Here is a 26,244-nt window from a genome sequence, read left to right as displayed (position 1 = left end):
GATCGCCGACGATGGCGGGCAGGAGGTGCGGGATGAACAGCACGGAATCCCGGGTGCGGCCCCGGCGGACGGGAAGGAACCAGGAGCTCGGCGCCCTCGGCGAAGCGCTCGCGGCGGACTATCTGGAGGAGCAGGGGGCCTTGACCCTTGATCGTGGACACGGTGTTACAGGTGGTTATGCCGCCATGGGTAGCGTAGCGGAGGTGTTGGCCTCGTAGACGTTCGGAGCAATGTTGCCAAGCGCGGAGTGCCGCCTTCGAGTGTTGTAGCGGTTCGCCCACCCGAACACGGCCCGGTACGCGGTCGGCGCGTCAGCGAACACCGCCTCGCCGTGGAGGAGTTCGCGTTTGAGCGCAGCGTTGAACGATTCCGCGAGAGCATTGTCGGCGGATGAACCGACCGCGCCCATGGACTGGATCACGCCGAGTTGCTCGCAGAGCTTCCCGTACGCCCTCGATGTGTAGACGGCGGATTCAATTGGTCGTCGCAACACCACCTGTTTGCAGCAAGTGTAGGTGCTCGTCGAGAGCCTCAGCCGGAGTGCGCCAGCCGAGTCGTTTACGAGGTCGCGTGTTGAGCGCGTGGGCGACGGCTGCGAGGTCGTCCGGGGTCCACCGTGAGAGATCGGTGCCTTTCGGGAAGTACTGGCGTAGTAGCCCGTTCGTGTTCTCGTTCGTGCCACGCTGCCAGGGACTGTGCGGGTCGGCGAAGTAAACCGTCAGGCCGGTTTCGATCGCGAACTGGGCATGAGCGGACATCTCCTTCCCGCGGTCCCAGGTGAGGGAACGTTTGAGTTCCGCTGGCAACGCCCTCATCGCTGTCGCTAGCGCCCTATTCATCGACAGTGCGCCGTAACCGGAGAGTGCCGGCCCGTTCTTGATGATCGGCTGTTCCCGCCAGCCGTCCTCGCGGGGCAGGTGAACGAGCGTGGTGAACCCTGTGCTGCGTTCGACGACGGTGCCGATCGCGGACCTGTTGGTCCCGATGATGAGGTCGCCCTCGTGGTGACCAGGTATGGCTCGGTCTTCCGCCTCGGCGGGCCGCTCACTGATCAGGACATCGGCGGTGACGTGAGCCCACGGCACTCGCTTGGACCGCGCCCGCGGCATCCGCAGCGCCCGTCCGGTGCGCAGACAGAGGATGAGTTCGCGCTTCAGAGCGCCGCGGCTCTCGATGAACAACGCCTGGTAGATGGCCTCGTGGCTGATGCGCATGCTCTCATCATCGGGGAAGTCGAGCTTGATCCGGTTCGCGATCTGCTCCGGGCTCCACCCCGAAACCCACTGGCGGTCCTTCCGGTGAGGTTTGTTCCTCCCGGTCCATTGCGGTGACACCGGCCCGGCGACGACGCTGCCGTCCGGTCTTCGGATCTGGCCGGAGAGCCGCTCCTGAACGTATTCGCGCAGCCGAGGGTTCGCGGCCAGCTTCGCGATCTTCGGTCTTCGTGCGAACAGCTCCGCCTTCCACTGCGCGACCGAGGCGCGGTAGTCCAGCTTCCCGCCTCGCGTCGCGGCGTTTCGGCGTAACTCTCTAGAGATCGTCGACGGGTTGCGTCCCAGCGCTCTCGCGATCGCCCGGACCCCGGCGCCCGTCGCTTTCAGGATCGCGATCTCCTCGCGCTCAGCCAGGGTCAGATAGCGGCCCGACGGCGTCGGCCATGAATACGGTGACATACCCCCTGATTCTCGGAACCACCGCGACCCCATGACCGGCGCCACGCCGATCGCGATGCCCGCCTCGGTCGGGAGTAGCCCGGTGCTGATCTTGCCCCAGAACTCACGCTCCTTCTCTCGCGGGTGCGAGGGCGCGCCGGGTGACCGCATCGGTCCTCGCCCGGTTACTTCTTTCACCCAGTTCGATGGTCTTCCCACAACACCCTCCGATCAGGTGTTGCTTCCACCGGTTGAGCCCAGTGACCGATCCATGGTCTGAGTGGAAGATCGCTCCCCGCAGCGAGCCACGCTCTCCCCAGGCCAGCTTCAGCGCGTCTTCCACGAGCTCGGTGCGCATGTGGTCGGCCATTGCCCACCCGACAAGCTTCCGACTTCCCAGATCGATCACGGTCACGAGGTAAAGATTCGTGCCGTCAGCAATCGGAAGGTACGTGATGTCGCCCACGTACCGGCAGCCCGGCGCCCCGATCCTGAAGTCTCGGCCGATATGGTCGGGAAACCTGCGCCCGGTTTGGTCCGGGATCGTCGTGCGCACGCGCTTGCGGAGCCGGATCCCGGCAAGCCCGTGCTCGCGCATTACCCGTGCGACACGCTTGTGATTCACGCGCGCGGCATACGGCTGGCCGTCGTTGAGGTCGGCGGTGATCCTCGGCACCCCATAGGCTCGGTCACCACCCTGCGCGGGGTCTTGCAGGGTGCGGATCTTCGCGGCCAGCGCCGCATCCGCTGCAGCACGCTCAGCCCGCCCGCCAGCTGCGGCCACCCAGGCGTAGAACGAGGACCTTCCGATCTCGATCACTTCGCACAACCGCTTCACGCTCCACGCGTCCTTGTGGTCCTCAACGAACTGGAAGCGGTTCACCAGTTCGTCTCCCCGGCGAAATACTTCGCCGCCTGACGGAGGATGTCGCGCTCCTCAGCGAGTTTGCGCGCCTCGGCCCGTGATTTTGCCAGTTCGCTTTCGAGCCTGAGGATCCTTGCCGACTGCGACTCAGGACGCTCAGTGGTTTCAGTCCTGGGGAGTGGATCAGAGCGTTGACCAGTGCCGTATTTCCGCGTCCAGGTCTTCAACGCGCCGCGAGAGATCCCAAGATCGTTCGCGATGCCCTGGAGCGTGGCGCCCGGGGTCGACTCGTACAAGTCGACCGCGCGATGCTTGAAGTCCTCGCTGTAGTTGTTCTTTGCCATCGCTGACATTCTCGCTTTCTCCAGCGCGATGCTGGATTAGCGCGTCCAAGAAATGGGGGTAGGTTCCCGCAGTGGTTGAGAGCGTGCGTGGCCTGGTGCCATTGCGTTGAGTCGCGCGGTTCTCGGAGCGTTCGTAAGGGGCCGCACCGATCACGGTCTCGGCTTCCGCGTTGATGAGTTCTTGAAAGGCGCGTTGGGTGAGAAGTCGGATGCGTTCAGTGGTGTCGGTGAGTTCGAGTTCCTTCAAAAGCTCGATCAGGGCAGACTGGTTGAGAGTCATCGTGTGATGTGTCCTAACTGTGAGTAACTTGGTCGTTCTCACTGACCATCGCACGATGACTCGTCTGTCATCTCGGTGACACACGAACTCCCGGATTTACACCACCCCACGGGACGCGGCCCACGACCCGGGTCATCGCCAGCGCAGTTCGGGCGCTTCGTTTAGCAGTGTCGTAGGCCCTCGATAGGATCGCTCCTAACACCTGATACTTCATCTGGAAGCGCGATCGTGCGCGAAGGAGATAACGAAATATGGCGAGAAAGTCGGCCACGGCCAAGCCACAACGAACCCTTGAGCAGACCCTGTGGGACGCGGCGGACAAGCTCCGCGGCAACCAGGAGCCCAGCGAGTACAAGCACGTCGTGCTCGGCCTTGTGTTCCTGAAGTACATCTCTGACCGTTTCGAGGAGCGCCGCGCACAGCTCAAGGACGAGCTCGCGGCTGAGGGCATCAAGCCCGAGCGCATCGACGGCTTCCTGGAAGACCGCGACGAGTACACGAGCCAGAACGTCTTCTGGGTGCCGTCCGCGGCGCGTTGGGGCACGATCCAGGACTCGGCGAAGCAGCCTGAGATCGGTGAACTCATCGACACCGCGATGGATCTCATCGAGAAGGAGAACCCGACACTCAAGGGCGTGCTGCCGCGCAACTACGGCCGCGACGGGCTCGACAAGAAGCGCCTCGGCGAGCTCGTCGACCTCATCGGCTCGATCGGCTTCACGAAGACCGATGACCATGGCGCAGACGACGTGCTGGGCCGCGTGTACGAGTACTTCCTGGGCCAGTTCGCAGGCAAGGAGACCGGCAAGGACGCCGGCGCGTTCTACACGCCTCGCTCGGTCGTCAAGACGCTGGTCGAGATGCTGGAGCCGTACAAGGGTCGCGTGTACGACCCCGCGGCAGGGTCCGGCGGCATGTTCGTGCAGTCGGCCGAGTTTGTGAAGGCACACGGCGGCAAGCGCACGGACATCTCCGTCTACGGCCAGGAGTTCACCGACACGACGTGGAAGCTCGCGAAGATGAACCTCGCGCTGCGCGGCATCGAGGCTGACATGGGCGTGCGTTCGGCTGACTCGTTCACCGAGAACCTGCATCCTGACCTCCGTGCGGACTTCGTGATCGCGAACCCGCCGTTCAACCAGAAGGAGTGGTGGGACGCGAGCCTCGCGGACGACCCTCGCTGGAAGTACGGCACGCCCGCACCGGGCAAGGTAGGGAGCAACTTCGCTTGGGCCCAGCATTTCATCTATCACCTGGCACCGAACGGAACCGCAGGCTTCGTCCTCGCGAACGGTTCACTCAGTTCCAAAGAAGGAGGGAACGGCGAGATCCGCCAGAGGCTCGTAGAAGCGGGCCTCGTGGACTGCATCGTGGCGATGCCGGACAAGCTGTTCTTCAACACGGGCATCCCGGTGTCGCTGTGGTTCGTGTCGAAGGGGCGCGACGGCAACGGTCACCGTGCTCGTAAGGGCGAGGTGCTGTTCATCGACGCGCGCAAGCTCGGCGACATGGAGACTCGCAAGCTGCGCGTGCTGTCGGATGACCACATTGCGAAAATCGCGGACATCTATCACGAGTGGCGGAACCACGACGGTGAGTACGAGGACGTTCCCGGTTTTGCAAGGTCTGCGACGATCGAGGAGATCGAGAAGCACGACTTCGTGCTTACTCCGGGCAGGTACGTCGGCACCGAGGAGGCCGATGACGACGACGAGCCGATCGACGAGAAGATCGAACGCCTTACCAGCGAGCTTTTTGCGGAGTTCGAGCGCGGGCGAGAACTTGAGAATGAGGTCCGTCGTCGGCTGGGTGGTCTTTCCGAATGAAATTCGCAGAATTGGCCACGATCAGGAAGTCAGTCGTCCAACCGAGAAACTTCAGCGACTATGATGCGTATCTTGGGTTCGAGCACTTTGAGCCGGGCGCTCTCCGATTTAGTACACCAGGTGATCCTGCCTCAGTGGCAAGCACGAAACAGGAGTTTCTGCCGGGCGACACGATTTACGGCAAACTTCGCCCATACTTTCGTAAGGTTGGTTGGTCCCAAAACCTACGCGGGATTTGTTCCACAGATCTTTGGGTCTTTATACCCAAGCCAGGGGTAGATCCGCGATTTGTCTTCTACGTCGCCGGTTCGCAAGAGTTCACAGATCTTGCAACCTCCTCATCCGAAGGCACCAGAATGCCACGTGCTTCCTGGTCTGTCGTTAAGGATTTCGAGGTTCTTGACTTCACCTACGAAGAGCAGCGCGCGATCGCGGCGACGCTCGGCGCACTCGACGACAAGATCGAGTCGAACCGGCGGGCGATTTCACTCCTGGATAGGCTCTTCAGTGCGCAGTTTTCTCGCCTCTTGGAGTCTTCACGATCCATTTCTAATCTGCCGTTGAGTGACGTCGCGACGATCACAAGAGGTCGCTCCTATAAGAGTGCGGAGCTATCAGAGTCACCTGTTGCGCTCGTGACGCTCAAGAGCATCGACCGCAACGGCGGGTATAAACAGGATGGCCTGAAGCCCTACGTTGGTCCGTACAAGACCGAGCAGGTGGTAGCTCCTGGTGAGATCGTCGTGGCGCAAACCGACCTAACCCAAGGAGCAGAGGTGGTAGGTCGCGGGGTGCGTGTCCCAATTAGCGAGGCGCACAACACGCTCGTCGCTTCGCTCGATCTCGCTATTCTCCGCCCGAAAGACACAATGCCTGTCGAGTATCTCCTCGGACTTCTAAGCAGCGAATCGTTCCGGCAGCACTGCCGCAATCACGTCACGGGAACTACGGTGCTCCATCTTGCAAAAGATGCGATGCCAACTTGGATGGCGCCTGTTGTATCAGCTGCGGAGCAGGAGGCCTTCTCGTCTGTTGCCCGTGGGCTCCTTGCGCGCGTTGATTCGTTCTCGTCCGAGAACCAGCGACTAACTGAGCTCCGCGACGCTCTCTTGCCCGAACTCCTCTCAGGCCGCATCCGAGTTGCAGACGTGGAGGTTCCCTGATGACCTCCTTCAACGAGAACGTCGTCGAGCAGGCCGCGCTGGAGTACTTCGCGGAACTCGGCTACGCAGTGCTGCACGGACCGGACATCGCACCGGGCGAGCCGTCCTCCGAGCGAGAGTCCCACGAGGACGTGATCCTCTGGGGTCGACTTCGGGAAGCGATTCGTCGGATCAACCCTGACGCGAGCCCTGCGCTGATCTCTGAGGCGGTCAAGACGCTGCGGCGCGCCGAGTCGCAGAGCGCGATCGACGAGAACGCGCGCGTTCACAGGCTGATCGTCGAGGGCGTGCCGGTCGAGCATCGCGACGCCGAGGGCACGCTGCGCACGACGCGACTCCAGCTCGTCGACTTCGACGAGCCGAGCAACAACGACTGGGTCGCGATCAACCAGTTCACGATCATCGAGAACGGCAAGAACCGCCGCCCCGACGTGCTCGTAATGCTGAACGGCCTGCCTGTGTCGCTGCTGGAGCTGAAGAACCCGGCGGCGGAGAATGCGACGCTCAAATCAGCGTGGAACCAGGTGCAGACGTACCGCCAGGACATCCCGTCGGTGTTCGTGCCGAACGCGGTGACGGTGATCTCTGACGGCATGTCGGCCGCGATGAGCAGCTACTCAGGCGCGTTCGAGCACTATGCGCCGTGGAAGACGATCGAGGGGCGCGACGTCGTCACCGACCGCCCCGCGCTTGAGGTGCTCGTCAAGGGGGTTTTTGCTCCCGAGCGGTTCTTGGACATCCTGAAGAACTTCGTCGTGTTCAGCGACGAGACCGTGACCGACAAGAGCACCGGCCAACCGACGCGCACGCTCGTGAAGCGCGTGGCGAAGTACCACCAGTACTGGGCGGTCAATGCCGCGGTCGAGTCCACGGTGTCCGCCTCGCGCCCTGACGGCGATCGGCGAGGCGGCGTGGTCTGGCACACGCAGGGCTCGGGCAAGAGCTTCGAGATGGTGTTCTACGCGGCAAAGATCATGCGGGACCCGCGCATGGCGAACCCGACGCTCGTGTTCATTACCGACCGCAACGATCTCGACGACCAGCTGTTCGGGGAGACCTTCGCACCGGCGCGCATCTTGCCAGAGACACCGGTGCAGGCATCGACGCGCACAGACCTGCGCGAGAAGCTCAGGCGCGTGTCAGGCGGCATCGTGTTCACGACGCTCCAGAAGTTCGCCCCTGGCGAGGACGGGGATACTAATCCGGTCCTCACCGACCGCAGGAACGTGGTCGTGATCGCCGACGAGGCGCACCGCAGCCAGTACGGCTTCGGCGAGACGCTCGACCGCCATGGCAGACTGAAGGCGGGCCTCGCGAAGCACATGCGCGATGCGCTGCCCGGGGCGACCTATCTCGGTTTCACGGGCACTCCGATCGAGTCGAACGACAAATCGACCCGTGCCGTGTTCGGCGACTACATCGACGTCTACGACCTCACACGCGCCGTGGACGACGGCGCCACGGTGAAGATCTTCTACGAGTCAAGGCTCGCCCGCGTCGAGCTTTCGGACGCTGATCTCGCAGCGCTGGACGAGCTCGCCGACGAGATCACCGAGACCGTGGAGGAAGACACCGCCACCGCCGCGAAGTCGCGCTGGTCGCGCCTGGAGGCGATCGTCGGCTCGGAATCGCGTCTCGACCGTGTGGCGCAGGACATCGTCGACCACTGGGAGAAGCGCCGCGAGGCGATGCTCGGCAAGGGCATGATCGTCGCTATGAGCCGCCGCATCGCCGTGCGCCTCTACGAGAAGATCGTCGCGCTCAGGCCTGACTGGCACTCCGACGACCCTGAGAAGGGCAAGATCAAAGTCGTTATGACCGGGTCTGCGGCTGATCCCGCGGAGTTCCAGCCGCACATCCACTCGAAGGACGTGCGCAAGGACCTGAAGCTCCGGGCGAAGAACGCCGATGATTCTCTGGAGCTCGTGATCGTGCGCGATATGTGGCTCACCGGCTTCGACGCGCCGTCGATGCACACGATGTACGTCGACAAGACGATGCAGGGCGCTGGGCTGATGCAGGCGATCGCACGCGTGAACCGCAAGTTCCGCGACAAGCCCGGCGGGCTGATCGTCGACTACATCGGGCTGTTCGCCAACCTCCAGGAGGCGCTGCAGGAGTACTCGCCCTCGGATCGCGACCAGGCGGGCGTGCCGATCGAGGAGATCGTGAACGCGATGCTGGAGAAGCACGACGTCGTTCGCGGCATCCTGCACGGCGTCGCGTATGACGCATCGCCCACGCTGTCGTCCTCTCAACGCCTCGCAGAGTATGCGAAGGTGCTCGACTTCGTGATGGCAGACCCTGATCGCACGAAGCGGTTCAACGACGAGGTGCTCGCGCTGGCGAAGGCGTTTGCTCTCGCTGGCGCACGCGATGAAGCAGCGGCGATCCGTGATGATGTGCGACTGTTCACGGACGTGCGCGCGGCGATCCTGAAGATCCTGAACCCAGACTCCGGCAAGGGCGGCTCCGGCGCGGTGGAGATCGACACTGCGCTCGGGCAGCTGCTCAACGAGGCGGTCGCCGCCGAGGACGTCGTCGACGTCTACAAGCTGGCGGGCGTCGAGACACCTGAGATCTCGATCCTGAGCGACGAGTTCCTGGACTCGCTCGCAGGCAAGGACAAGCCGAACCTGCAGATGGGGCTCCTGCGCAGAATCCTGAACGACCAGATCCGCACGGTGCAGCGCAAGAACATCGTGCAGGGGCGGAAGTTCTCGGAGATGCTCGACGAGGCGGTGAAGCGCTACACGAACAGGTCTCTGTCGACTGCGGAGATCATCGCTGAGCTCGTGAAGCTTGCGAAGCAGGTTCGCGACGATCAGGCCCGGCACAACGCTCTCGGGCTCCGCGAGGACGAAGTCGCCTTTTACGACGCCGTCGTACAAAACGACGCAGCCGTGCTGGAGCTCGGCGACGAGACGCTGAAGGCGATCGCCCGGGATCTCGTGAAGTCGGTGCAGCAGTCGGCGACGATCGACTGGAACCTGAAGGAGTCGGTGCTCGCGACGATGCGCTCGAAGGTGCGCAGAATCCTGGCACGCTACGACTATCCGCCGGACTCGGAGGAGACCGCGGTCGAGCTCGTGCTGAAGCAGGCCGAGGTGTTCGCCGATGGGTCCAGACAGGAACACAGGTTTCTATGAGCAATCGTCAGACTGCGTAGAACGCGGCACGAATATGTCTGACACGAGGGAGTGACATGACTTCTAAAAAACGGGAGAAGTACGCGCGGTGTTCGCTGTGCTCTGAGCTGGTGATACTCAGCAGTGGAAAGTACTCGTTCCATAGAGATTCAGCATCGGGCGATGTATGTGCTTCGTCTCTCACCAAACCACGGCCCGAGGATGAACGTGTGATCCGCGAAGTAGTTCAAGCTCAACAGTGGGATCTACGTATGGCAAATCGCGGGTCGCACCGAACAGCAAGGGAGCGTCGAGAGCGATACGCGGCAGTTTGTCGATCGTGCCAAGAGGAACACCGCCTAACAGCTGAAGGCCTCATGTCAATTCACCACGATAGTCGCGGACAGCGGTGCAAGGGGTCCTCCAGCGCAGAGGACATCAAGGAGTCGAAGCGCCGACGACCTAGCGGCCCGCTCACAAAGCAAGCCGATGATGGGTCGGACAATCATCAAGTTCGAGCGAAGGACGGCGCGCCAAGAAACAAGCTGAGCAAGGAAGAACGCAAGCTTAAGGCCCAAGTCAAGAAAGCAGTTGCTGATGCCATGGCACGTAAGAAGCGCAAAAGTAAGAGCCGACCCAAGGCAAGCGGTGTTGATAAAGCCATCTACGCCGTGAACGGGGTTCGGACAGTGTCTGGGGGAAGTCCTTCATTAGGGAAGCGTCGATAGCACGGACAAGGGTGCGCTAGCGATCTAGTATCAGCAACTACGCTGCTCTGATGCTTGCCCGAAAGTGCGCTATGCTCACACATACGTTCAAGAGTCGTGACCGTAGGTACCTGGCCGGTCGCGCGACAACCCGAATCCATCGATTCCCGGGTGTCCCAGGGGAAGAACGGGCGGCACGAAATCTCATGCCGCAAGATTCGATGGGGCAATGCCCCGGAGAGGGGCTGTTCTCATGCCCAGTGCAACAAAGCGTCGACTGCTGGACAATGAGTGGTGGAGCGTCCTCGGGCTGCGAGCCATACCCGGTCGCGTCATGGGCGGGCAGGCCGAGCGAGTGCTCCGTGAGCACCCACCTATCGGATTTACGTCCAAGGACGATGACAGACCGCTCAGCCTGGAGCAGGTCGCGGCCATGATCGAAGCAGCGGCGCAGGAGCTCGAGCGGCAGCGCGAGCTCGCCTCGATCGAACGCCGCGAGGCCGACCTCGCCGAGTTCGAGGCGGCGTTCGATCAGCCGAACGCCGGCGACGTCGTGGAACGGGGCCGCTGGTCCGGTCTGACACGGGGAGAAGCGACAGCCTGGTGCTGGAACCTTTTCCACTACGAGCCGCACGGCTTCGTGCACCCTGGTTCGCAGGTGCGCGCAGAAGCTCTGGCGACGCTTCGCTCAGGCGTCTTGCCAGAAGTCTTCGGTTACCCCGAACGGGCGCGAGAGCTCATCGAGAAGGGCGTGACGGCTCGGCGTTACCGACAGCTCCGCGAGGAGCTGGGATCGCCGATGTTCGATCCGACCGAGGTTCGACGCGGCTGAGCGCGGTGCTACTTCGAATGGCCCCTCGGCTGTGAGCTCCCGGAGCCACTCGCATCCTTCAGGTACGAGTGCCAGCTATCAACGCTGGTGTTGGCTAAGGTTTCCCTAATGTCAGCCGTTGTAGAGACAATCATAAGTACGAGGCCAGAATGCCCAGAGGGCGGATTGGAGTTGTCATAGATGGTACTCAGGCATCGCGTCGTCCAGAGATTCGATCGAGGGTCGCGGAACGCGGACGTCGTCCAAGAGATCGTGAGGTCTGCTCTCAACGAATGGCTGGCAAAACGTGGTGGGCGAATTTCTTCTGATCTGCGAGGAGCCCCCAGACTCGTCGGCGGTGGCTACACCGCCGGATTCCAGAGGATCAGCGTCAAAGGCCTCGGTGAGGTGCTTCGCTGGCGAGTCATCGTAGGCAGCCCGCCGCACCTGTATCGTTCAACGATTACCGTGCTGGTTGCGGAAGGGGTTCATGAGGCAAGCTGGATCTGGTATGACGTCGAGACTGACCGTGATAACTCCAGGTTCAGTCCGCCTCTACTTACTTCCCTCCTCACCTCGGCGTTGGGCGCGACTCCTCGAGACAGGATTAGCGGCTTCACCGAGGGCCTTCGGAAGGTGCAGGCAGACGAGGTGGGCGAGTTTATCGATATGGTCCTGAACGACGAACGGCGCGTGGTGCCCGCCTTCGTTTCCGGAGGGCGGAGTTGGTCCCTCCAGGAAGAGGAACACGTGGAGCGCGCACTTGCCCCGCTGCATGGCATTGGCACGTTCTGGCAGCTCGCCCACGACGCTTTTGATGAGTTCAACAGTCTCGTGAAGACGGGCTACTCGGTCTACTCAGGGAGTATCCACTCGTTCCAATTCGGGTTGGACACCGAAGATGAACAGGATTCTAGGCGTCACTGGTGGTTCAGTCCTGCCGAAGTGCGTCAGTCTAATGCGTGGGACCTCAGCAAACGGTTGCACGTAGAGGCCATGCAGAGCGGACTGCAGGTCCCGCTGCCAGAGCAGCTTGTCGGCCTCAGCCAGCTGTTCGACAAGCAGGAGTCACGCAGGCTATTCGGGCAGCTTTCTGTCGCGCAAGCATCAAGGAATGAGAAGAGTGACGCTCCGGTAAGACTCGATCCTGCGTCGTTTCAGGACCTGCGGCAGCTTCAGGAACAACCAAAGGTCGACTACGCCAGCCTGGTAGAGATTCCGCAGAAAGAGAAGCAGCAGTCAGACGTCATCAGCATTGGAACTCAAAGCGAGTCCTACTCGAATGCGGTTCCAAACGTTCGAGCGCCCGCGGATGACGAGGCCGGGCTCATACGCCTAGTAGAGGGCGTCGTCGACGAGTTCGAGCTGAATGTTCCTCGCAACGGCAGCCTCCTCGGACGCCTGAATGCAATGCTCGTCGGCATTCGAGAAAAAGTCCGCAGCTCAATACGGATCGTCGCCACAGACCAGGAGACGCTCACTGAAATCCAGTCCCAGTTCGAGGAGCTGCAGCAGGACCGCTTGGAGCTCCAGGACGAGGTCGAAGTCCTACGGGGAGTCATCGGACTTGCCGACGAAGAGGCAGAGGTTCAGAGTGACATCCTCGAATCTCAACGCAGGATCGCAGCCGATGAGCAGAAGCGGGCCGATCATTTGGCCAGCGAGCTCGCAAGACTACAGCAGGCGACAGGCGGCTCGGTGGCATGGGACGTGCCGGGCGCCTCTTCAAAGGCCACGGCCCCATCCCCGGCACCGACGACCGTCGACGACTTGTTCAAGCAGATCTCGCTGCTGAATCATGTTGTGTTCAGCGGGGACAGGAAGGAGGCTTCTCGGATCACCGACCTCAAGCTGAGGGGCATCATCTTGAGAGATGTATGGCGATTCTTCTGCGAGCTAGAGCGATATGCGAGCGCGGAAGCGCCCGACAAAGCTCCCAACCTGCGGGAGTACGTCGATCGGTTCACCACGCAGATCGCGCAGGGAGAGTTCGCTGCAGACGAGACTAAGAGCGTAAAGGAAAACCCGAAGTTCAGAGCCCCGAGGACTCTACCTGTTCCAACCAGTGTTGATCCGTCAGGCAGGGCATTCATGGGCGCGCACTTCCGCCTCTCGCAGGACAACGGAAAGGCGATGCGCATGCACGTGCTCGACGCGACAGCGATCGACGGGAAAGTCTACGTGGGCTACATTGGCCAGCACTTGCCAAGCCGTATGAGTAGCTGAGGCCCTAAGGACAGCGGGACCGGACTTAGACTTCACTGTTCAACAAACGGCCGGTTAGGTGCCAAATCTGAAGATCGACCGTGAGAACTGAGTTGTCTACCTAAAGCGTTCATAAACCCGTTCAATAATCTGTAGGTTAGTGAGGTAGCACTGAACAGGTTTCTTGAACGGAGGTGCAGTCATGGCACTGGTCGGACTCGTGCGAGTGAGCAAGACGGAGCAGGACACTCGGCGGCAGCATGACGCGCTCGGCCCGATCTGCATCCGAGTATTCGAGGAGAAGGTCAGCGGCAAGCTGAAGGTCGCGGATCGTCCGGGCCTCCAGGCGGCTCTGGACTACATCAGGCCCGGCGACATGCTCGCGGTGCAGGAAGTGGACCGGCTCGGCCGGAACCTCCTGGAGGGCCTCGTGGTGCTCAACGACCTCTTTGAACGCGGCATCGCAGTGAAAGTACTCGATGGCATCGCAGCCGGAGAGCACACTGAGCGGTCGTTGATCCTCGATCTGGCGCTCGCACTGGCGGAGGACCGCCGGCGCGACATCAGCCGCAAGACGAAGAACGGTCTCGAAGCCGCGCGCAAGCGTGGCAAGGTCGGCGGGCGGCCTCGGGTGATCGACGATGACAAGCGCGCGATCATTCTGGCACGCCGCGAGAAGGGCGAGTCGATTAGGGTCATCGCCCGGGTGCTCGACGTCTCGGTGGGTAGCGTGCACGCAGTGCTCGCTGAGGAGAACGCGAAAGCTGGAGCAGACGCATGATCGCTTATCCACCCGGACAGGAGCCAGACTTCTGGGACCCGAACCCGGCCGACGCCCGGCACCGCTTCGCGCTCGGCAGGATCGCTGCCTGCTCACCGGGCTCGCCGCCGTTCGTGGTGATCGGCATGAACCCGTCGCACGCCCGCGAGACCGAGTCTGACAGGACCGTGAACCACGTGATCGACGTGTCGACGCGCGAGCACTCGGGATGGATCATGCAGAACCTCTACCCGGAGCGGTCGCCCAAGCCGAAGGCGCTCAGGCCGTATGATGCGGGGCTCTCCGCTGCGAACTGCGACGCTATCCAGCACGTGCTCGACCTGGTGGGCGCGACCGAGGTGCTCGGAGCCTGGGGCAACATGGGCGGCTCGGCGACCTTGACGCGGGCGCTACCCGATGTGCTGGCACTGCTCGACCGGATGAGCGTGAGGGCGTACACGCTTGACGCACTGCTGAAGACAGGGAACCCGGCGCATCCGCACCCTCCGGGCCGGCCGTTGCCGATGCTCGGGCCGAAGAGGTACCTCACGTGATGACTAGAAACGAGGACCAGATGGACGCCTTGCAGCGAATCAGCACAGGCATCGAGCTGCTTGAGAGCGGATACACCGTCGAGTGGGAACCCTCGCGGGAGATCGAGCCAGGAGTGCACACGATGTCGTACCCCCGATATGACAGCCGGCTCATGGAGGCGTTGTGGGGCGCGTCAGGGATCGTGGGAACCGACTTCGGCTACACAGACCGCGTCGACGAGGTGCGCGATCTGAGCGTCCTAGGGATGACGCGCTCTCAGCTGTCGACGTTCATCACCTGGGTGCTGCGTAGCGAGAGGTTCTGCGACGGCGCCATCGACGGCTTCGTGAAGGACGGCAGGGTGCTGCAGGCGCTCCGCCGGGCCGCTGAGCTCGCTGGCTGAATACAGATACCCCGTGGCCGAAGCCACGGGGTATCTGGTTTCTAGGGCCGAAGCCCTCAGCCGAACAGCGCCAGCGCGTCCTCGCCGCTGATGACGAGACTCGCCGCGCCCTGCTGCAGGAGCATGTGGCAGCCCGCACTCGCTGCGCTTGTGACCGGCCCCGGCACAGCGCCGACGAGCCTGCCGATGCCGTGCGCCTGCTGCGCGACCGAGAGCGCGCCGGAGCGCACGCCGGCTTCTGGGACGACTACAGCTCCCGAGAGCGCAGCGATCAGCCTGCCGCGCATGATGAAGCGCCAGCGGGTCGGCGCCAGACCTGGGAGCGTCTCGCTGACCACACAGCCGTCGACAGCGATCCGCTCGACGAGCTCTCAGTGGCCTGCGGGATAGACTCTGTCCACTCCGCTCGCGAGCACCGCGACGGTCTTGCCGCCGGCCGCCAGTGCAGCACGGTGAGCCGCGCCGTCGATGCCGTAGGAGGCGCCAGCCAGCACGGTGACGCTGCGCTGCGCTGCGTGATCTGCGATCTCGCGGGTCACGTGCTCGCCATAGCCGGTGCAGGCGCGGGCGCCGGTGATCGCAAGGCTCGGCTTCTGGAGCAACGCAACGTCGCCGCGAGCCCAGAGCATGAGGGGCTGAGCCGGTGCGAGCGGGTCTGCGCTTTCTTGGTCGCCGAGGCGCGCAGGCCAGAGCTCGTCGCCGGGCAGCAGAGCCGTGAGACCTGCGGCCAGTGCCTTCTCCAGCTCGCGCTGGGCCTGCGACATGTCGTGACGGGCGAGCCACTTCTCAGCGAGCGGCGCGTAGGACGCGTTCACTATTCGCTTCTTGATCTGCTCGTCGATGGCGGCGAGTCGCTGCAGTGCCTCTGCCGCGCCGAAGGCGTTGATCAGCACCGCTGCCGCGCGGTCGCCAGGCTCGACAAGGCGGCTCCAGGCGAAGCGCGCGAGGAGGTCTGCATCTCTGGTGCTCATCATCTGTTCTCCTGACTGCCGGAGGCGCACATCTGTGCCGCCATATTTGTGATCTCGTTGGGGTCCTCGGCCGTCCGGCCGGGGTGCTGGGCGCGCCACTCGTCGACACCGAGCAGCACGTGGTCAGGGTCGTAGAGCGGGCTCTGCTGGATCTCGTCGAGGCTATGTAGCTCTGGAAAGTTCGTCCCAACGAAGCTCGCCCAGCCGTCGGATGCAACCACAAGGGCGTCGCGAACTGAGGCGCCGGCAGCGTGTAAGACATCAGCCAAGACGCCGGTGAGGGCGCCGTGCGGGCTCGACACGGGCTGCTTGGAGAGCAGATGGTCTGTCTGCACCACGACGGCCACCGCGTCACCTTTGAGGGCGATCTGGGTGATCTGCAGGAGCCAGTGCTCGATCTCGGGACCTGGCTTCTCATGCTGCTCCAGCGTGGGTAGGTCGATGCGGGCTGCGCCGAGCGTGCGCTTGCCGTCGAACAGCACGACGAAGCAGCTCTCGGGCGCGGTCATGCCTGTGAGCCTGGGCAGGGTAGCGAGGAAATCAGCGCTGCTCGTGGCGCGGAGGACGGTGGGCTGTGCTTTCATGGTCGTGCTCCTTGAATCTTCTTGATGGTTCCTTGAACGAGGCGCCAGGCGTCGGCGTCGGCGTCGACGGCAGTACCCTGCTCGACGAGCTCGACGAGAGTGTTGAGGCCCGCGATGGTGTCCTCGTCGAGAACGAGGACTCTGTCTCCGTCGATCTCGACGGCTGAGTCGTCGCCGTAGGTGCTGACGCTCAGCAGATATCCCTGTGAGCCGTCGGCTGTGTTGTGGTCAGGGCGCTTGCCGACGATCGTGAACACAGTGGCGCTCTCGTCGTCGTCGAAGTCGACGTAGCCGTAGTGATCAGCGTCGCTGAGGTGCCACGGCTGAGGTTCCAGGCGGTCGCCGGTGTCGTAAGGGGTGAGTGATGCGGTCATGCGTGTGCTCCTAAAGTGTCGTCTGCCTGGCCGCGAGTGAACTCGCTGGTTCCCCAGAACATGTCGTGTCCCATGTGCTCGGCGGTGATGGCTTGCTTGGTGACGAGGTGGTCCGGCCGTTTCAGCAGCACCTCCTTCACAGGGCCGGTGACGAGCAGCAAGTCCCCGGGCTTGATGCTCTGCGATGCGTTTCTCGCAAGCTGGCGGAACGCGTTGACCGTGTAGCAGACAGTGCGCTTCTCGCCACGGCGTGGGCTCTCTTCTACGGCGAGCTGGAACGAGACATAAGGCTGGCCCTTCTTGGTTGTGCCGTATTTGACAGCGTCACCTACGACGCCGGACACGGTGATCTGCTTTGGCATGGCTGTGCTCTTTTCTGCTGCTCTGTTGCTGCGCTTCTGATTTCCAAACAGAGGCGACAGCCCGTAGGGCTGCACCTCTCGCGGTCTTCCCCGGGCCGGGTGCCCCGGCCCCAACACTCGCTTCTTCGCTCGCGCATGCGAGCAGCAAAGACTGAACCCCGAGGCATCGCGCCTCGGGGTTCTTGTTTTCAGGTCCTGCAGCATCTGCCGCTGCTTGTGCTTGACAGCGGCGAGTACGGTGCGCGTATGGTCGATGCATGAGCGACGAGCACCCGATCGAATTGCCGGACGACCTGGAGATCCGCTTCGGGGACGGCAGCGGGAACGAACGGTACAGGACGTGCGCTGCGCTCGTGACTCTGCCCGACGGCGGGCAGGGCGCGTGCGGCAGGGACTGCGAGCCGGAGCACGCCGGCGCCGACGGGATGGGCGCGCGAATCGCGTTCGCCTGCCCGGAGCACGGGCTGCACTCGGTCATCGACCCGTTCGAGGGAATGCGGTGAGGGACGCCTTCACAGCATGCCGACGCAACTGTCGGCAGCCGGTAGGCTCTTCCCCAAATACACGGGTGTGAGGAGAGCGATGAAAGAGCCTGTTTACCGACCGATCATCCCGGAGGGCACACACCTCGCTGACTCGGGCAAAGTGCCGGGTGCAAAGCTCGGCGCAGCGCTCGACAACACCACCAACCAGGTCTCTGGGCAGGCCGACTGGGTGCCAGTACGGCAAAGCCCTGTTGCGAATGCCATCGGTTACGCGCTCCTTGTCGCTGCAGGCGTTGTCGCCACTGTCGTCGTCCAGAAGTCGGCACCCGTCGTCCAGAGCTGGTTCCAGACCACCGCACTGCCATCCGCGAAGGCAGCTTTAAGGAGGATCACCGGAACCAAGGGCATCGACGGTCAAATCGACGCGGTCGACGCGGTCGACGCGGTCGACGCGACCGAGCCGATCCAGCTCAGCCCAGCGGGCTTCTCGAAGGAAATCGAGACCGCGCTGGAAGGCGCGCGTCGGCCCATGAGCAGCGCCGAGGTAAAGCGGCGGCTGCTCAGGATCATGCTCGCTGCAGCGATCATCGCCGAGGAGTTCCGCGCCCTGGACGGCGTCGAGATCAGGGACGACGAGGACCTCCGCGAGCTCCGGCGAGCCATGGGCAAGCTCACCACACAGGAAGTCGCGGACCTGGTGAACCAGATCCGCGTCGAGGACGACGGGCTCCTCGACGCGGAGAGCGAGGCGGCCTTCGTCGCGGCGTTCGTCGGCGACAGTAAGGACAGGGGCGATTACCTGCCGATAGACCAGCAGCGGCTCAGCGAGGCCCTGCGCCTCCAGGAGGACGCCCCGGAGGACGAACGAAACGAAACCTGATATGCCGCGCAAGGCTATGAGAAGCACAAGCTCCGCACCGTGATGATGCGGAGCTTGTGCTGACTGGACCCTCTAACCCATAATTCTGCGCTCGGCTCGTTCGTGGGGGCCGAGGTGATGTTCAGCGCTCCAAACGCTGAGGCTGATCAATGCCCATAGAACAACCAGAGCCGCGTCGACGGAGGCAACATGACAGTGCAAGATCACGAGCTATGGACAGCTGTAGGAACTGTCGCGGCGGTGCTGGTCGCGTTGATCGTAGCGCTCACCCAGGCAACGGTGGCGATCGTGGTCTCGATCAGACGTCGATTCCTTGCCCGACGAAAGGTCGCCTCTCTTGTGTCCGCTTGGATCGAACACACTTACGCCCCGAATGGATCCGGCGAATACTACAGACGCACGGTCAAGCTCCATATTGCCAATGAGTCGGATGAACCCGTGTTCAACGTTGAAGCGCTCTGCGGTGTGCAGACTGAGCATGGCGTCGTTCAGCTCGGCCCCCTTGCGGCACCAAGAGTAATCCCGACGCTTCCTCCTCGACGAGAGTTCGTCTACGACGTAACGATGGGAATGCTTGGCTTCGGCGAATACGCTCACGACTCGTTCAACAGCCTTCTCGCGGAGATCGAGTTCACGGACCATGAGCGCAAACGATGGGAGAGGACCTTCAGCGGTGAGCTGAAGCGAGTGAAGAGGCCAAAGCAGCCCGTAGCTACCGATGAACCGAACGAGCTGATGCTGGCGCAAGCCGGACCCATAGACAACCGATACAACCCTCTGAGTACCGTCTTCGCTTTTCTCACTGCTGCAGGAGACGAGAGCCTCACTGACAGCGACTTTCATCAGCTCCTTACTGTTGAGGCTGAGGGCTGGCGCGAGACCCCCCAGGAGGCCATCGGCGACCTGCGCAAGATGTTGAGGTCATCAAACTTGGCTCCGCACGTGTGGTATCCCGCTCCTCGAATCGCCTATGTGAGGCTGCCAGAGACTTTGCCTGGCGAGGGAGGCCCGATGAGGATGCATGTGCTCACACTTGTCTGGCGTGAAGAGCGCGCCTGGACGCTATTTGGCGTCGGCGCCTATCTGCCATGGATGATCCACTTCAGTGCTGGCACTCTCGACAACGATCCCTTGGACAATCGCGCGTAGCTGGGGTGTACCAACCTGATCACCCAGCAACAAGGCGATCGCAGAACTCGCCCACTTCGCGGACTCGCTGTATCGCCGGTAGCGACGATTCTACCCACTCAGAGCCGGGCGCGCGTCAGCTCTGCGATCCTGCTCCACGGCAGCTGTTTGCGCAGGAGTCTCGGCCGTTTTCGCGCATTGGGCTCGTCACGCGCCGCGTCAGCCGCGGCCTGCACGACCGCAGAGTCCTCGCCCAGCGCCTCGGCCATCCAGACGAACGCCGCAGGGCAGAGAAGCCTGTTGTAAGTCGTGCGGGCGCTCGCGTTCGGCTCCTGCCGCGTGAACGCGCCGGAGCCGCGCGTGAACTGGTCGGAGAACCAGCGCACCATGTGCTCCTGCTGGCTCGTCCACCACGCGCCCCGCTTCTGCGGGCGGTCGAGCTCGTACCGGTCAGAGATCGGCAGGTGCGGCTCAAGCCGTCTGAGCACGCGGACGAAGTCTCGGACGTGGATGTCGTCTGTCAAGCGAGTGGTACCTCTCTCCGCAGTGCTCGCGCGGAAGGATCGTGAGCGTCGGCTACGATCCTCCCACGCGCGCTTGGGCACCTACTTCTTGCCGCCCTTCCCCTTCTGGGCCAGGGCGCTCGCCGCGGCGGTCTTGGAAGCAGCCGAAGTGCGGCCGTCGCGCAGTACCTTGGATGCTGCGGTTGCCGCCTTTGCGCTGGTCTGCTTGGTGTTCTTAGCCATAGTGGCCTCCTCGTGAGATACGCGCGCGCCGTGATGCCCGTGCGACTCGCACGCTATACGGGACCACCGACATCGCATCGCCCGGTAGCCGCAGCCGGAGCCGTCTGCGGTCACCCCTCAGCCCCTATACGTCGACTCCGGCCCGTAGGCGCTCCACCCGCCCATGAACGGCTGCAGTGCTTTCTCCGTGGCTTTCGGCGGCTCCGACAGGCGCAGCCGCTGCCGGAGCGGGTCGACGCGGTCGGCGTATTCGCGGGCCCACTGGGCCCATTCGAGGGCCTCGCGGCGCGCGTCGTCGTCAGGCTCGGCGAGGGCGCGCTGCTCGACAGCGTCGGCGTACTCGCGGATGTCGGCTGCCCTCTTCCACCTCTTCGCCTGCTCGGCGAGCTCCTTGGCCCGGTGGCTGTCCGTGAGCTCCTGCACGGCCTGCTCGCGGGCGATCTCCCACCTACGCTGGCGCTCGATGCGGGCGCGCTCCGCAGCCTCCCTGCTGCGCTCTTCGGCCTCGTGCCGGAGCTCCAGCTCCTGCAGCACCTGCGCGAGGGAGTCCTCAAGGGGGCGGTCGGCGGTGTCCTTCCACTCCGAGCCCCAGAAGCTGACGCCGTGGGTCTCGACGCGGATGCCCAGCCTCTCTGTCGGCACGACGTCCCACTTCTGGACCCAGTGACCCTGCTCGGCGCGCTTGGCCTCGGTCTTCGAGAGGACGTGCTCGACGTTCTTGCTGATCTGGAAGAGGCTCAGCCGGTATTCATCGGGCCCGAGCACAAGCATGAGGTGCCCCTGATTCCGGTCGTGCTTCTGCACGTAACCCCAGCGATCCTTCGGCGGAGGCTTGATGAACTTCGCCTTGTGGCCTCGCAGCTCCGCCTCGGCGACGAGCGCCTGCGCGAGGCGAAGGGCACGGTTCTTCTCACTGGCGCTGATCTCGAAGTCCTCCCGGTCGCGGAGATTCTTGACCACTTCGGAGGCCCCGCGAAGGGACGCCGGCACGGGCACCGGGTCCAGCACGCGCATGCGCCACTCGGGCAGCGGGTGCAGCCGCACATAGGCGGTCCTCTCACGCCAGTCACTCTCGACCGTGACCTGCATTCCCTCCGGGATCTTCTTGAAGCGCTCGGCGGTCTTCGCGAGCTGCTCGTACCGGTGATGCTCGTCGTAGTCGATCTCGATCCGGTTGTCCGGGGCCGCGAGCAGCGCTGTCATCATTGCTGCGGTGGGGCCCTGCTTGCGGACTGCCGGCTTGCGGGGAGCCGGAGCAGGGGCCGAGTCGCGGCTGGGTCGTTCCGCCGGTGACGGGGCCTTCTCGTCTGCGGCGGGTCGCTCGCTGTCTTCTTGGGGCGGGTAGTCGCCATGATCGGCGTAGTAGGCGCCGTCTTCCGTGATGGACGCCTGCCATTGCTTGCCGTGCCCCTTCACCTCGACCAGGCCGCGGTTGTGCAGCGCGCGGGCGACGATCCGGTGCTCGTAGCCTTCGTACACCCCGTCCGGCGCGCCGTCCCGCACCCAGGTCAGGACTTCGAGCTGCGCGGTGTTGAGCGGGAGGCGAGGCATGCTGCCATTCTCCTCCTGGGTCAGGCTAGGACCCAGGGAACTGCCGGAGGCGAAAGAAAAGGCGAAGGCCGCTCCGTGGAGTCCGAGTTCTTGGAGCGGCCTTCTGAAAAGGTAGTCGCAGTATGAGTCCCAACGACTGCCCCTCACGTTAGACGAGTCGATCTACATCGCGAAGCGACGGCCGGCACGGCGTGTCGCGCATCGTGCCGAGCGCCCGGAGGGGCCTCGGGTCGCAGCCACTCCGCTCCCGCTGCGTGGCCGCTGCGTCTCAGGGGGCCTCGGCTCCGCTCCCGCTGCGCCCCGGAGAGGCCGTCGAGGGGGTCTGCAACGCCTCGTGGCCCGCGGCTGCGCTCCCGCTGCGCCTCGGCCGGGCTGGGGAGGGAGAGCCCCTCGGGCATGAGGTTGCTCGGGCAGACGGGCTGCATGGGGCGTGCTGCCGGGCGGCTGCGTAAGGCTGCTTCCGGCCGTGTAACGCTGGCCCCGCGGCTCGTGAGGTGTGCGTTTCTCCTCGTTTACCAGGGGTTTCTTCGTGCAGGGAGTCTGCTCGCCGGGGCGGGGAAGCCGGTTTTGTAACGCCAGGCCTCCTGGCGTTACAGCAGAGTTACAACAGAACCCGTCTCTGACCAGGGTTTTCTCTTGAGCGTAACGGTGTAACGCTCTTTCTGAGGAATTGGCATAGAGAAGAAGTTAAATATCAAGACCAACCACCATGCCATATGTGTACTTACGTGCTCTGTATATATAGGTTTCGCCCTTTCAGCGTTACAGCGTTACGCACCCCGTTCTGCCGCATGATTCCGCGGATCTCGCCGTTTCGCGGCCGTGACGCTACTATCCGGCCGCACCGCCGCTCGCGTGCTCCGACGCCCTGTTTTGCCGCATGATTCCGCGGTTTTTCGACCCGTCGAGGAGCGTAACGCCGCGTAACGCTAGGTTCCGTTACGCTTTCCCGCGTAACGCTGGTTCCGCCGAGCGCTTCCAGGCCGCCTTGTCGCTCACGCCGAGCACCTCCTGGAGGAGAGGACCCCCCCTGCCCGGCAGTAGCCGAGCATCTGCGAGCGGCAGGAACCACGCGCTGAACTGGGGTTTCCCTGCCGTTTCTCACATACGCAAAAATGTCGTATTGCGCCTCGCATGGAGCATCTCCGATCTGGCAGGCAGAGAACGGCCGGGGCGCGGCGAGGTCGCCCAGGCGCTGCTCTTGAGAGGAAGCGACGCATCATGACCGGCACGAAGATCCATATGGCCACCGACTCCGCCACCCGAGCACGCCTCGCGTCTCTGCATCCCGAGGCCGCGGCATTCTCGCCCGAGCAGTTCGATGCGCTCTTCGCGCGCGTCGTCTGGTCCAGGCTCGCCGAGCCCGCCGATGTCGCGGCCGGTGCGCTCATCGCGGCCCTCGGCCCCGGAGCCGCGCTCGACCTTCTGGTCTCGGGAGCCGACGCCCGCAGCTTCTTCGAAGCCGCGCGCATCGACCCGACGACGGGGATCAGCCCCCGAACGATCGCCGCCGGCATCAGACGCTGGGCTCCCCGCCTCGATAAGGAGGCGAGCATCGCCAACCTCGATCACGGCATCGCGCACGGCATGCGCCTCGTCGTCCCCGGGACCGGGCTCTGGCCGTCCGCGCTGCACGACCTCGGCGATCACGCGCCGATGATCCTCTGGGTGCGAGGCGACCCCGAAGCGCTCTCGGTCGCATCGCTCGCGGTCGTCGGCGCCCGGGCCTGCACGGAATACGGGACGCACGTCACCGCGGAGTTCACCGATGCCGCATGCGCAGCGGGAGCCGGCATCGTCTCCGGCGCCGCGTACGGGGTCGATGCCGTCGCGCACCGCACCGCTCTCGCAGCCGATGCGCCGACCGTCGCCGTCGTCGCCGGCGGTGCGGATCGCCCTTATCCCGCCGCGCACGCGCAGCTGCTCGAACGCATCGCGGGAGCCGGGGCCATCTGCTCGGAGATGGTGCCCGGCTCCGCCCCCACCCGCTGGCGGTTCCTCATGCGCAACCGCATCATCGCAGCCCTCGCCGATGCCACCCTCGTCACCGAGGCGGGCGCGCGCTCCGGTTCGCTCAACACCGCCGGGCACGCCGCCGAGATCGGCCGCCCGCTCGGGGCGGTGCCCGGGCCCGTGACGAGCCCGGCATCGACCGGGTGCCACCGCCTGATCGCCGAGTACGGGGCGGCGCTCATCACCGGCGCAGACGACATCCGAGCGCTCCTCGGCGTCGACGGGGCCGAGATCCTCCCCGGCGGCGAGCGCGAGTCGCACTGGCATCGCCGGGTGATCGATGCGCTGCCGCTGCGCGGTGCCCGTTCGACCGCTGAGACGGCGCGGCATGCGGGCCTCTCCGTGGAGGAGGCCGGGCGGGCCCTCGCCGAGCTGGAGGCGCTCGGTCAGGTGAGGCGGCGCGAAACGCCGGGTGCCGACGGCACCGGCTGGGCGCTGGTGCGGCGAGAATGAGGGTATGCGACTGGACGAGGCGATCGAGCGGTTCCTGCACACGATCCGTTTCGAGTACGGCTACTCGGAGCACACGCAGCGCGCCTACGAGCGCGATCTGCGTTCGTTCGCCGAGCATGCGCAGGCGGACGGCCCGGTCGATGTCGCGGCATGCGATCTCGAGGTCATGCGCGACTGGCTCTGGGCGAGGCAGCGCGCGGGCCGCGCCGCGAGCACCATCGCCCGGGGCGTCGCCACATTGAAGTCGTTCGGCTCCTGGCTCGAGCGCGACGGCCTGATGCCCGGCAATCCCGCCTCTCGTCTTCGCGCGCCGAAGGTGCCGAAGTCGCTGCCCCGGGTGCTCGGCGACGAGCAGGTCTCGCGTATTCTGCAGCGCGTCGGCGAACGGGCCGCGACCGGCGACCCGGAGCATCTGCGCGACCATGCGGTGCTCGAGATGCTCTACGCGGCGGCGCTGCGCGTCTCGGAGCTGTGCGAGCTTCCGCTCGCGGGCCTCGATCGGCGCGAGCGCACGGTGCGGGTCTTCGGCAAGGGTGGGAAGGAGCGCGTCGTGCCGATCGGGGCGCCCGCGGCGCGGGCGGCGGAGGCCTATCTCGAGCACGGCAGGGCAGTGCTGCTCGAGCGTGCAGCGGCGGCGGGGGCGGGCCCGGGAGCCGGGAGCGACCGTTTCTTCGTGAGCAACCGCGGCACCGCATTCACCACGCAGATGGCGTACCGCGTCGTGTCGCGCGAGCTCGAGGGCGAGCCGGGCAGCGGGCCGCGCGGGCCGCACACGCTGCGGCATACGACGGCGACGCATCTGCTCAACGGCGGCGCCGACCTGCGCATCGTGCAGGAGATGCTCGGGCATGCCAGTCTCGGTAGCACTCAGGTGTACACGCACGTCTCGACCGAGCGTCTCGCCGAGAGCTATCGGCGGGCGCATCCCCGCGCCTGAGGCCGGGTACCGTCATTCCCAGGGCAGCAGCACGGGGCGCCCGGCGAAGAATCTCATGGGGTTCACGTACTCCCCCTCGATGCGCACGCCCACGTGCACGCATTCCGCGGCGCAGTGCCCGCCGCTCGATACCGTGGCGAGCCGGGCTCCGCGCCGTACTTCGCTGCCCGCGGCGAGGGCGTCGGTCACTGGTTCGATCGATACGAGGGTGCGATCGTCGATGCGTACGGTGACGGTGCCCCGGTCGACCACGGTGCCGGCGAAGGCGACCTCGCCCGAGGCCGGGGCGATCACCGTCTCCCCCGGCCTCGCGGGCAGGTCGATGCCGCGGTGGCCGGAGCCGTACTTGTGCGGCGGGGCGCGGTAGGGTCCGGATACGTCGACGGGGCGCGCGAGCGGCGGCGCCCAGCGTTCGCGGGCCGATGCCGCGAGGGATGCGACGGGGAGCGCGGCGGCCGTCTCCTCCGGTTCCGCTGCGGGCTGCACCGGTGTCAGGACGAGCAGTGCGCATAGCGCGCCGAGGAGCGGGATTCTGCCGAGCATGCCCCGACTCTGCCCGTCTGGCGCGGACGGAGCGAGCGAGAATCGGCGATTGTGCAGAACTCCTCTGCCGCGCCCGCGGAATGACGGGTGTGGAGGAAGGGTGCGGGAAGCTCCCGTGCGGGCTCCTCGCGCTGCCGGGGCGGCGCGCCGCTACTCGTCGATCGACAGCTCCTGCGGCAGTTTGAATTCGCGCGCCGAGAGCTCCTCGACGTTCACATCCTTGAACGTGAGCACCCGCACCGACTTCACGAAGCGATCGGAGCGGTACACGTCCCATACCCAGACGTCGCTCATCGACAGTTCGAAGTAGAAATCGCTGCCCGCATCCTGGCGCTTCAGATCGACCTCGTTCGCCAGGTAGAACCGGCGCTCGGTCTCGACCACATAGCGGAACTGGCTCGCGATATCCCGGTATTCGCGAAACAGCGACAGCTCGGCCTCGCGCTCGTATTCGTCCAGTTCGTCCTCGTTCATCCCCTCCATCCTACGCGGTTCCTCACGGCACATCACCCGGGTGCGATCCGGATTGACTTATTCGA

General features: G+C 64.4%; 22 protein-coding genes, 4 pseudogenes and 1 riboswitch. Of the genes and pseudogenes, 13 read left to right on the top strand and 13 right to left on the bottom strand.

The genetic code is table 11. The features are described from left to right. Window positions 1-175 precede the first annotated feature (175 nt). The 4 genes and pseudogenes from ACUYTF_RS10500 to ACUYTF_RS10485 all read right to left on the bottom strand — a co-directional run. A pseudogene (locus ACUYTF_RS10500) lies at window positions 176-469 on the bottom strand (integrase core domain-containing protein); the annotation flags it as partial. 4 nt (window positions 470-473) lie between these two features. Continuing rightward, window positions 474-1,823 carry an IS30 family transposase gene (locus ACUYTF_RS10495; RefSeq protein WP_449279840.1) on the bottom strand — a complete coding sequence of 450 codons (1,350 nt, stop codon included), beginning with the start codon at window positions 1,821-1,823 and terminating at the stop codon, window positions 474-476. 91 nt (window positions 1,824-1,914) lie between these two features. Then, a pseudogene (locus ACUYTF_RS10490) lies at window positions 1,915-2,861 on the bottom strand (IS3 family transposase); the annotation flags it as partial. Window positions 2,862-2,925: 64 nt separating this feature from the next. Beyond that, window positions 2,926-3,141 (bottom strand): annotated as a pseudogene (locus ACUYTF_RS10485) (transposase); the annotation flags it as partial. 251 nt (window positions 3,142-3,392) lie between these two features. Between ACUYTF_RS10485 and ACUYTF_RS10480 the strand changes: the two are divergent. The 8 genes from ACUYTF_RS10480 (at window position 3,393) to ACUYTF_RS10445 (ending at window position 14,678) form a co-directional block, all read left to right on the top strand. Further along, complete coding sequence (locus ACUYTF_RS10480) at window positions 3,393-4,967, top strand: class I SAM-dependent DNA methyltransferase (protein WP_449279756.1); 1,575 nt, start codon at window positions 3,393-3,395, stop codon at window positions 4,965-4,967. Further along, the gene (locus ACUYTF_RS10475; protein WP_449279755.1) at window positions 4,964-6,130 is read left to right on the top strand and encodes a hypothetical protein; all 1,167 of its coding nucleotides are present in this window, start codon (window positions 4,964-4,966) and stop codon (window positions 6,128-6,130) included. The genes ACUYTF_RS10480 and ACUYTF_RS10475 overlap by 4 nt, the downstream gene beginning before the upstream one ends. Next, a complete protein-coding gene (locus ACUYTF_RS10470; RefSeq protein ID WP_449279754.1) occupies window positions 6,130-9,279 on the top strand; it encodes a type I restriction endonuclease subunit R in 3,150 nt (1,049 codons plus the stop codon). The genes ACUYTF_RS10475 and ACUYTF_RS10470 overlap by 1 nt, the downstream gene beginning before the upstream one ends. A 792-nt stretch (window positions 9,280-10,071) precedes the next feature. Then, window positions 10,072-10,189: riboswitch (SAM riboswitch) on the top strand. Window positions 10,190-10,299: 110 nt separating this feature from the next. Next, window positions 10,300-10,797 carry a hypothetical protein gene (locus ACUYTF_RS10465; RefSeq protein ID WP_449279753.1) on the top strand — a complete coding sequence of 166 codons (498 nt, stop codon included), beginning with the start codon at window positions 10,300-10,302 and terminating at the stop codon, window positions 10,795-10,797. 180 nt (window positions 10,798-10,977) lie between these two features. Beyond that, complete coding sequence (locus ACUYTF_RS10460) at window positions 10,978-13,002, top strand: hypothetical protein (RefSeq protein WP_449279752.1); 2,025 nt, start codon at window positions 10,978-10,980, stop codon at window positions 13,000-13,002. Between the two features lie 181 nt (window positions 13,003-13,183). Continuing rightward, on the top strand, window positions 13,184-13,762 hold the full coding sequence (locus ACUYTF_RS10455) for a recombinase family protein (protein ID WP_449279751.1): 579 nt from the start codon (window positions 13,184-13,186) through the stop codon (window positions 13,760-13,762). Further along, a complete protein-coding gene (locus tag ACUYTF_RS10450) occupies window positions 13,759-14,295 on the top strand; it encodes a DUF1643 domain-containing protein (protein ID WP_449279750.1) in 537 nt (178 codons plus the stop codon). The genes ACUYTF_RS10455 and ACUYTF_RS10450 overlap by 4 nt, the downstream gene beginning before the upstream one ends. Window positions 14,296-14,315: 20 nt before the next feature. Beyond that, window positions 14,316-14,678, top strand: coding sequence for a DUF6508 domain-containing protein (locus ACUYTF_RS10445; protein WP_449279749.1), 363 nt, complete (start codon window positions 14,316-14,318; stop codon window positions 14,676-14,678). A gap of 56 nt (window positions 14,679-14,734) precedes the next feature. Here the strand turns inward: ACUYTF_RS10445 and dprA (ACUYTF_RS10440) are convergent. The 4 genes and pseudogenes from dprA (ACUYTF_RS10440) to ACUYTF_RS10425 form a co-directional block, all read right to left on the bottom strand. Continuing rightward, a pseudogene (gene dprA / locus ACUYTF_RS10440) lies at window positions 14,735-15,442 on the bottom strand (DNA-processing protein DprA). Window positions 15,443-15,648: 206 nt separating this feature from the next. Further along, window positions 15,649-16,233, bottom strand: coding sequence for a DUF4192 family protein (locus ACUYTF_RS10435; protein WP_449279748.1), 585 nt, complete (start codon window positions 16,231-16,233; stop codon window positions 15,649-15,651). Next, window positions 16,230-16,607, bottom strand: coding sequence for a hypothetical protein (locus ACUYTF_RS10430; protein ID WP_449279747.1), 378 nt, complete (start codon window positions 16,605-16,607; stop codon window positions 16,230-16,232). Before ACUYTF_RS10430 ends, ACUYTF_RS10435 begins: the two co-directional genes overlap by 4 nt. Further along, window positions 16,604-16,969 carry a single-stranded DNA-binding protein gene (locus ACUYTF_RS10425; protein ID WP_449279746.1) on the bottom strand — a complete coding sequence of 122 codons (366 nt, stop codon included), beginning with the start codon at window positions 16,967-16,969 and terminating at the stop codon, window positions 16,604-16,606. The genes ACUYTF_RS10430 and ACUYTF_RS10425 overlap by 4 nt, the downstream gene beginning before the upstream one ends. 257 nt (window positions 16,970-17,226) lie before the next feature. Between ACUYTF_RS10425 and ACUYTF_RS10420 the strand changes: the two genes are divergently transcribed. The 3 genes from ACUYTF_RS10420 (at window position 17,227) to ACUYTF_RS10410 (ending at window position 19,483) form a co-directional block, all read left to right on the top strand. Continuing rightward, the gene (locus ACUYTF_RS10420) at window positions 17,227-17,472 is read left to right on the top strand and encodes a hypothetical protein (RefSeq protein WP_449279745.1); all 246 of its coding nucleotides are present in this window, start codon (window positions 17,227-17,229) and stop codon (window positions 17,470-17,472) included. 16 nt (window positions 17,473-17,488) lie between these two features. After that, a complete protein-coding gene (locus tag ACUYTF_RS10415; protein WP_449279744.1) occupies window positions 17,489-18,334 on the top strand; it encodes a hypothetical protein in 846 nt (281 codons plus the stop codon). A 189-nt stretch (window positions 18,335-18,523) separates the two neighbouring features. After that, complete coding sequence (locus ACUYTF_RS10410; RefSeq protein WP_449279743.1) at window positions 18,524-19,483, top strand: hypothetical protein; 960 nt, start codon at window positions 18,524-18,526, stop codon at window positions 19,481-19,483. A gap of 98 nt (window positions 19,484-19,581) precedes the next feature. Here the strand turns inward: ACUYTF_RS10410 and ACUYTF_RS10405 are convergent, their stop codons facing one another. The 3 genes from ACUYTF_RS10405 to ACUYTF_RS10395 form a co-directional block, all read right to left on the bottom strand. Next, window positions 19,582-19,986: a hypothetical protein gene (locus ACUYTF_RS10405; protein WP_449279742.1), complete on the bottom strand. Its 405-nt coding sequence runs from the start codon at window positions 19,984-19,986 to the stop codon at window positions 19,582-19,584. A gap of 81 nt (window positions 19,987-20,067) precedes the next feature. Continuing rightward, window positions 20,068-20,208, bottom strand: coding sequence for a hypothetical protein (locus ACUYTF_RS10400; RefSeq protein ID WP_449279741.1), 141 nt, complete (start codon window positions 20,206-20,208; stop codon window positions 20,068-20,070). A 117-nt stretch (window positions 20,209-20,325) separates the two neighbouring features. Next, a complete protein-coding gene (locus ACUYTF_RS10395) occupies window positions 20,326-21,759 on the bottom strand; it encodes a hypothetical protein (protein WP_449279740.1) in 1,434 nt (477 codons plus the stop codon). Between the two features lie 1,221 nt (window positions 21,760-22,980). Here ACUYTF_RS10395 and dprA (ACUYTF_RS10390) point away from each other — a divergent pair. Both dprA (ACUYTF_RS10390) and ACUYTF_RS10385 read left to right on the top strand, forming a co-directional pair. Further along, window positions 22,981-24,225, top strand: a complete 1,245-nt coding sequence (gene dprA / locus ACUYTF_RS10390; RefSeq protein ID WP_449279739.1) for a DNA-processing protein DprA — start codon at window positions 22,981-22,983, stop codon at window positions 24,223-24,225. Between the two features lie 4 nt (window positions 24,226-24,229). Further along, window positions 24,230-25,162 carry a tyrosine recombinase XerC gene (locus ACUYTF_RS10385; RefSeq protein ID WP_449279738.1) on the top strand — a complete coding sequence of 311 codons (933 nt, stop codon included), beginning with the start codon at window positions 24,230-24,232 and terminating at the stop codon, window positions 25,160-25,162. Window positions 25,163-25,174: 12 nt separating this feature from the next. Here ACUYTF_RS10385 and ACUYTF_RS10380 read toward each other — a convergent pair whose 3' ends face one another. Next, entirely contained in the window at window positions 25,175-25,705 is a 531-nt protein-coding gene (locus ACUYTF_RS10380; protein ID WP_449279737.1) for a M23 family metallopeptidase, read from the bottom strand. A 150-nt stretch (window positions 25,706-25,855) separates the two neighbouring features. Next, window positions 25,856-26,179 carry a DUF2469 domain-containing protein gene (locus ACUYTF_RS10375; protein ID WP_434144165.1) on the bottom strand — a complete coding sequence of 108 codons (324 nt, stop codon included), beginning with the start codon at window positions 26,177-26,179 and terminating at the stop codon, window positions 25,856-25,858. Between the last annotated feature and the right edge of the window lie 65 nt (window positions 26,180-26,244).

Source organism: Leucobacter sp. GX0328 (assembly GCF_053567315.1).
The sequence above is the reverse complement of the archived record's forward strand: the minus strand, read 5'-3'. Positions and strand labels throughout refer to the sequence as shown.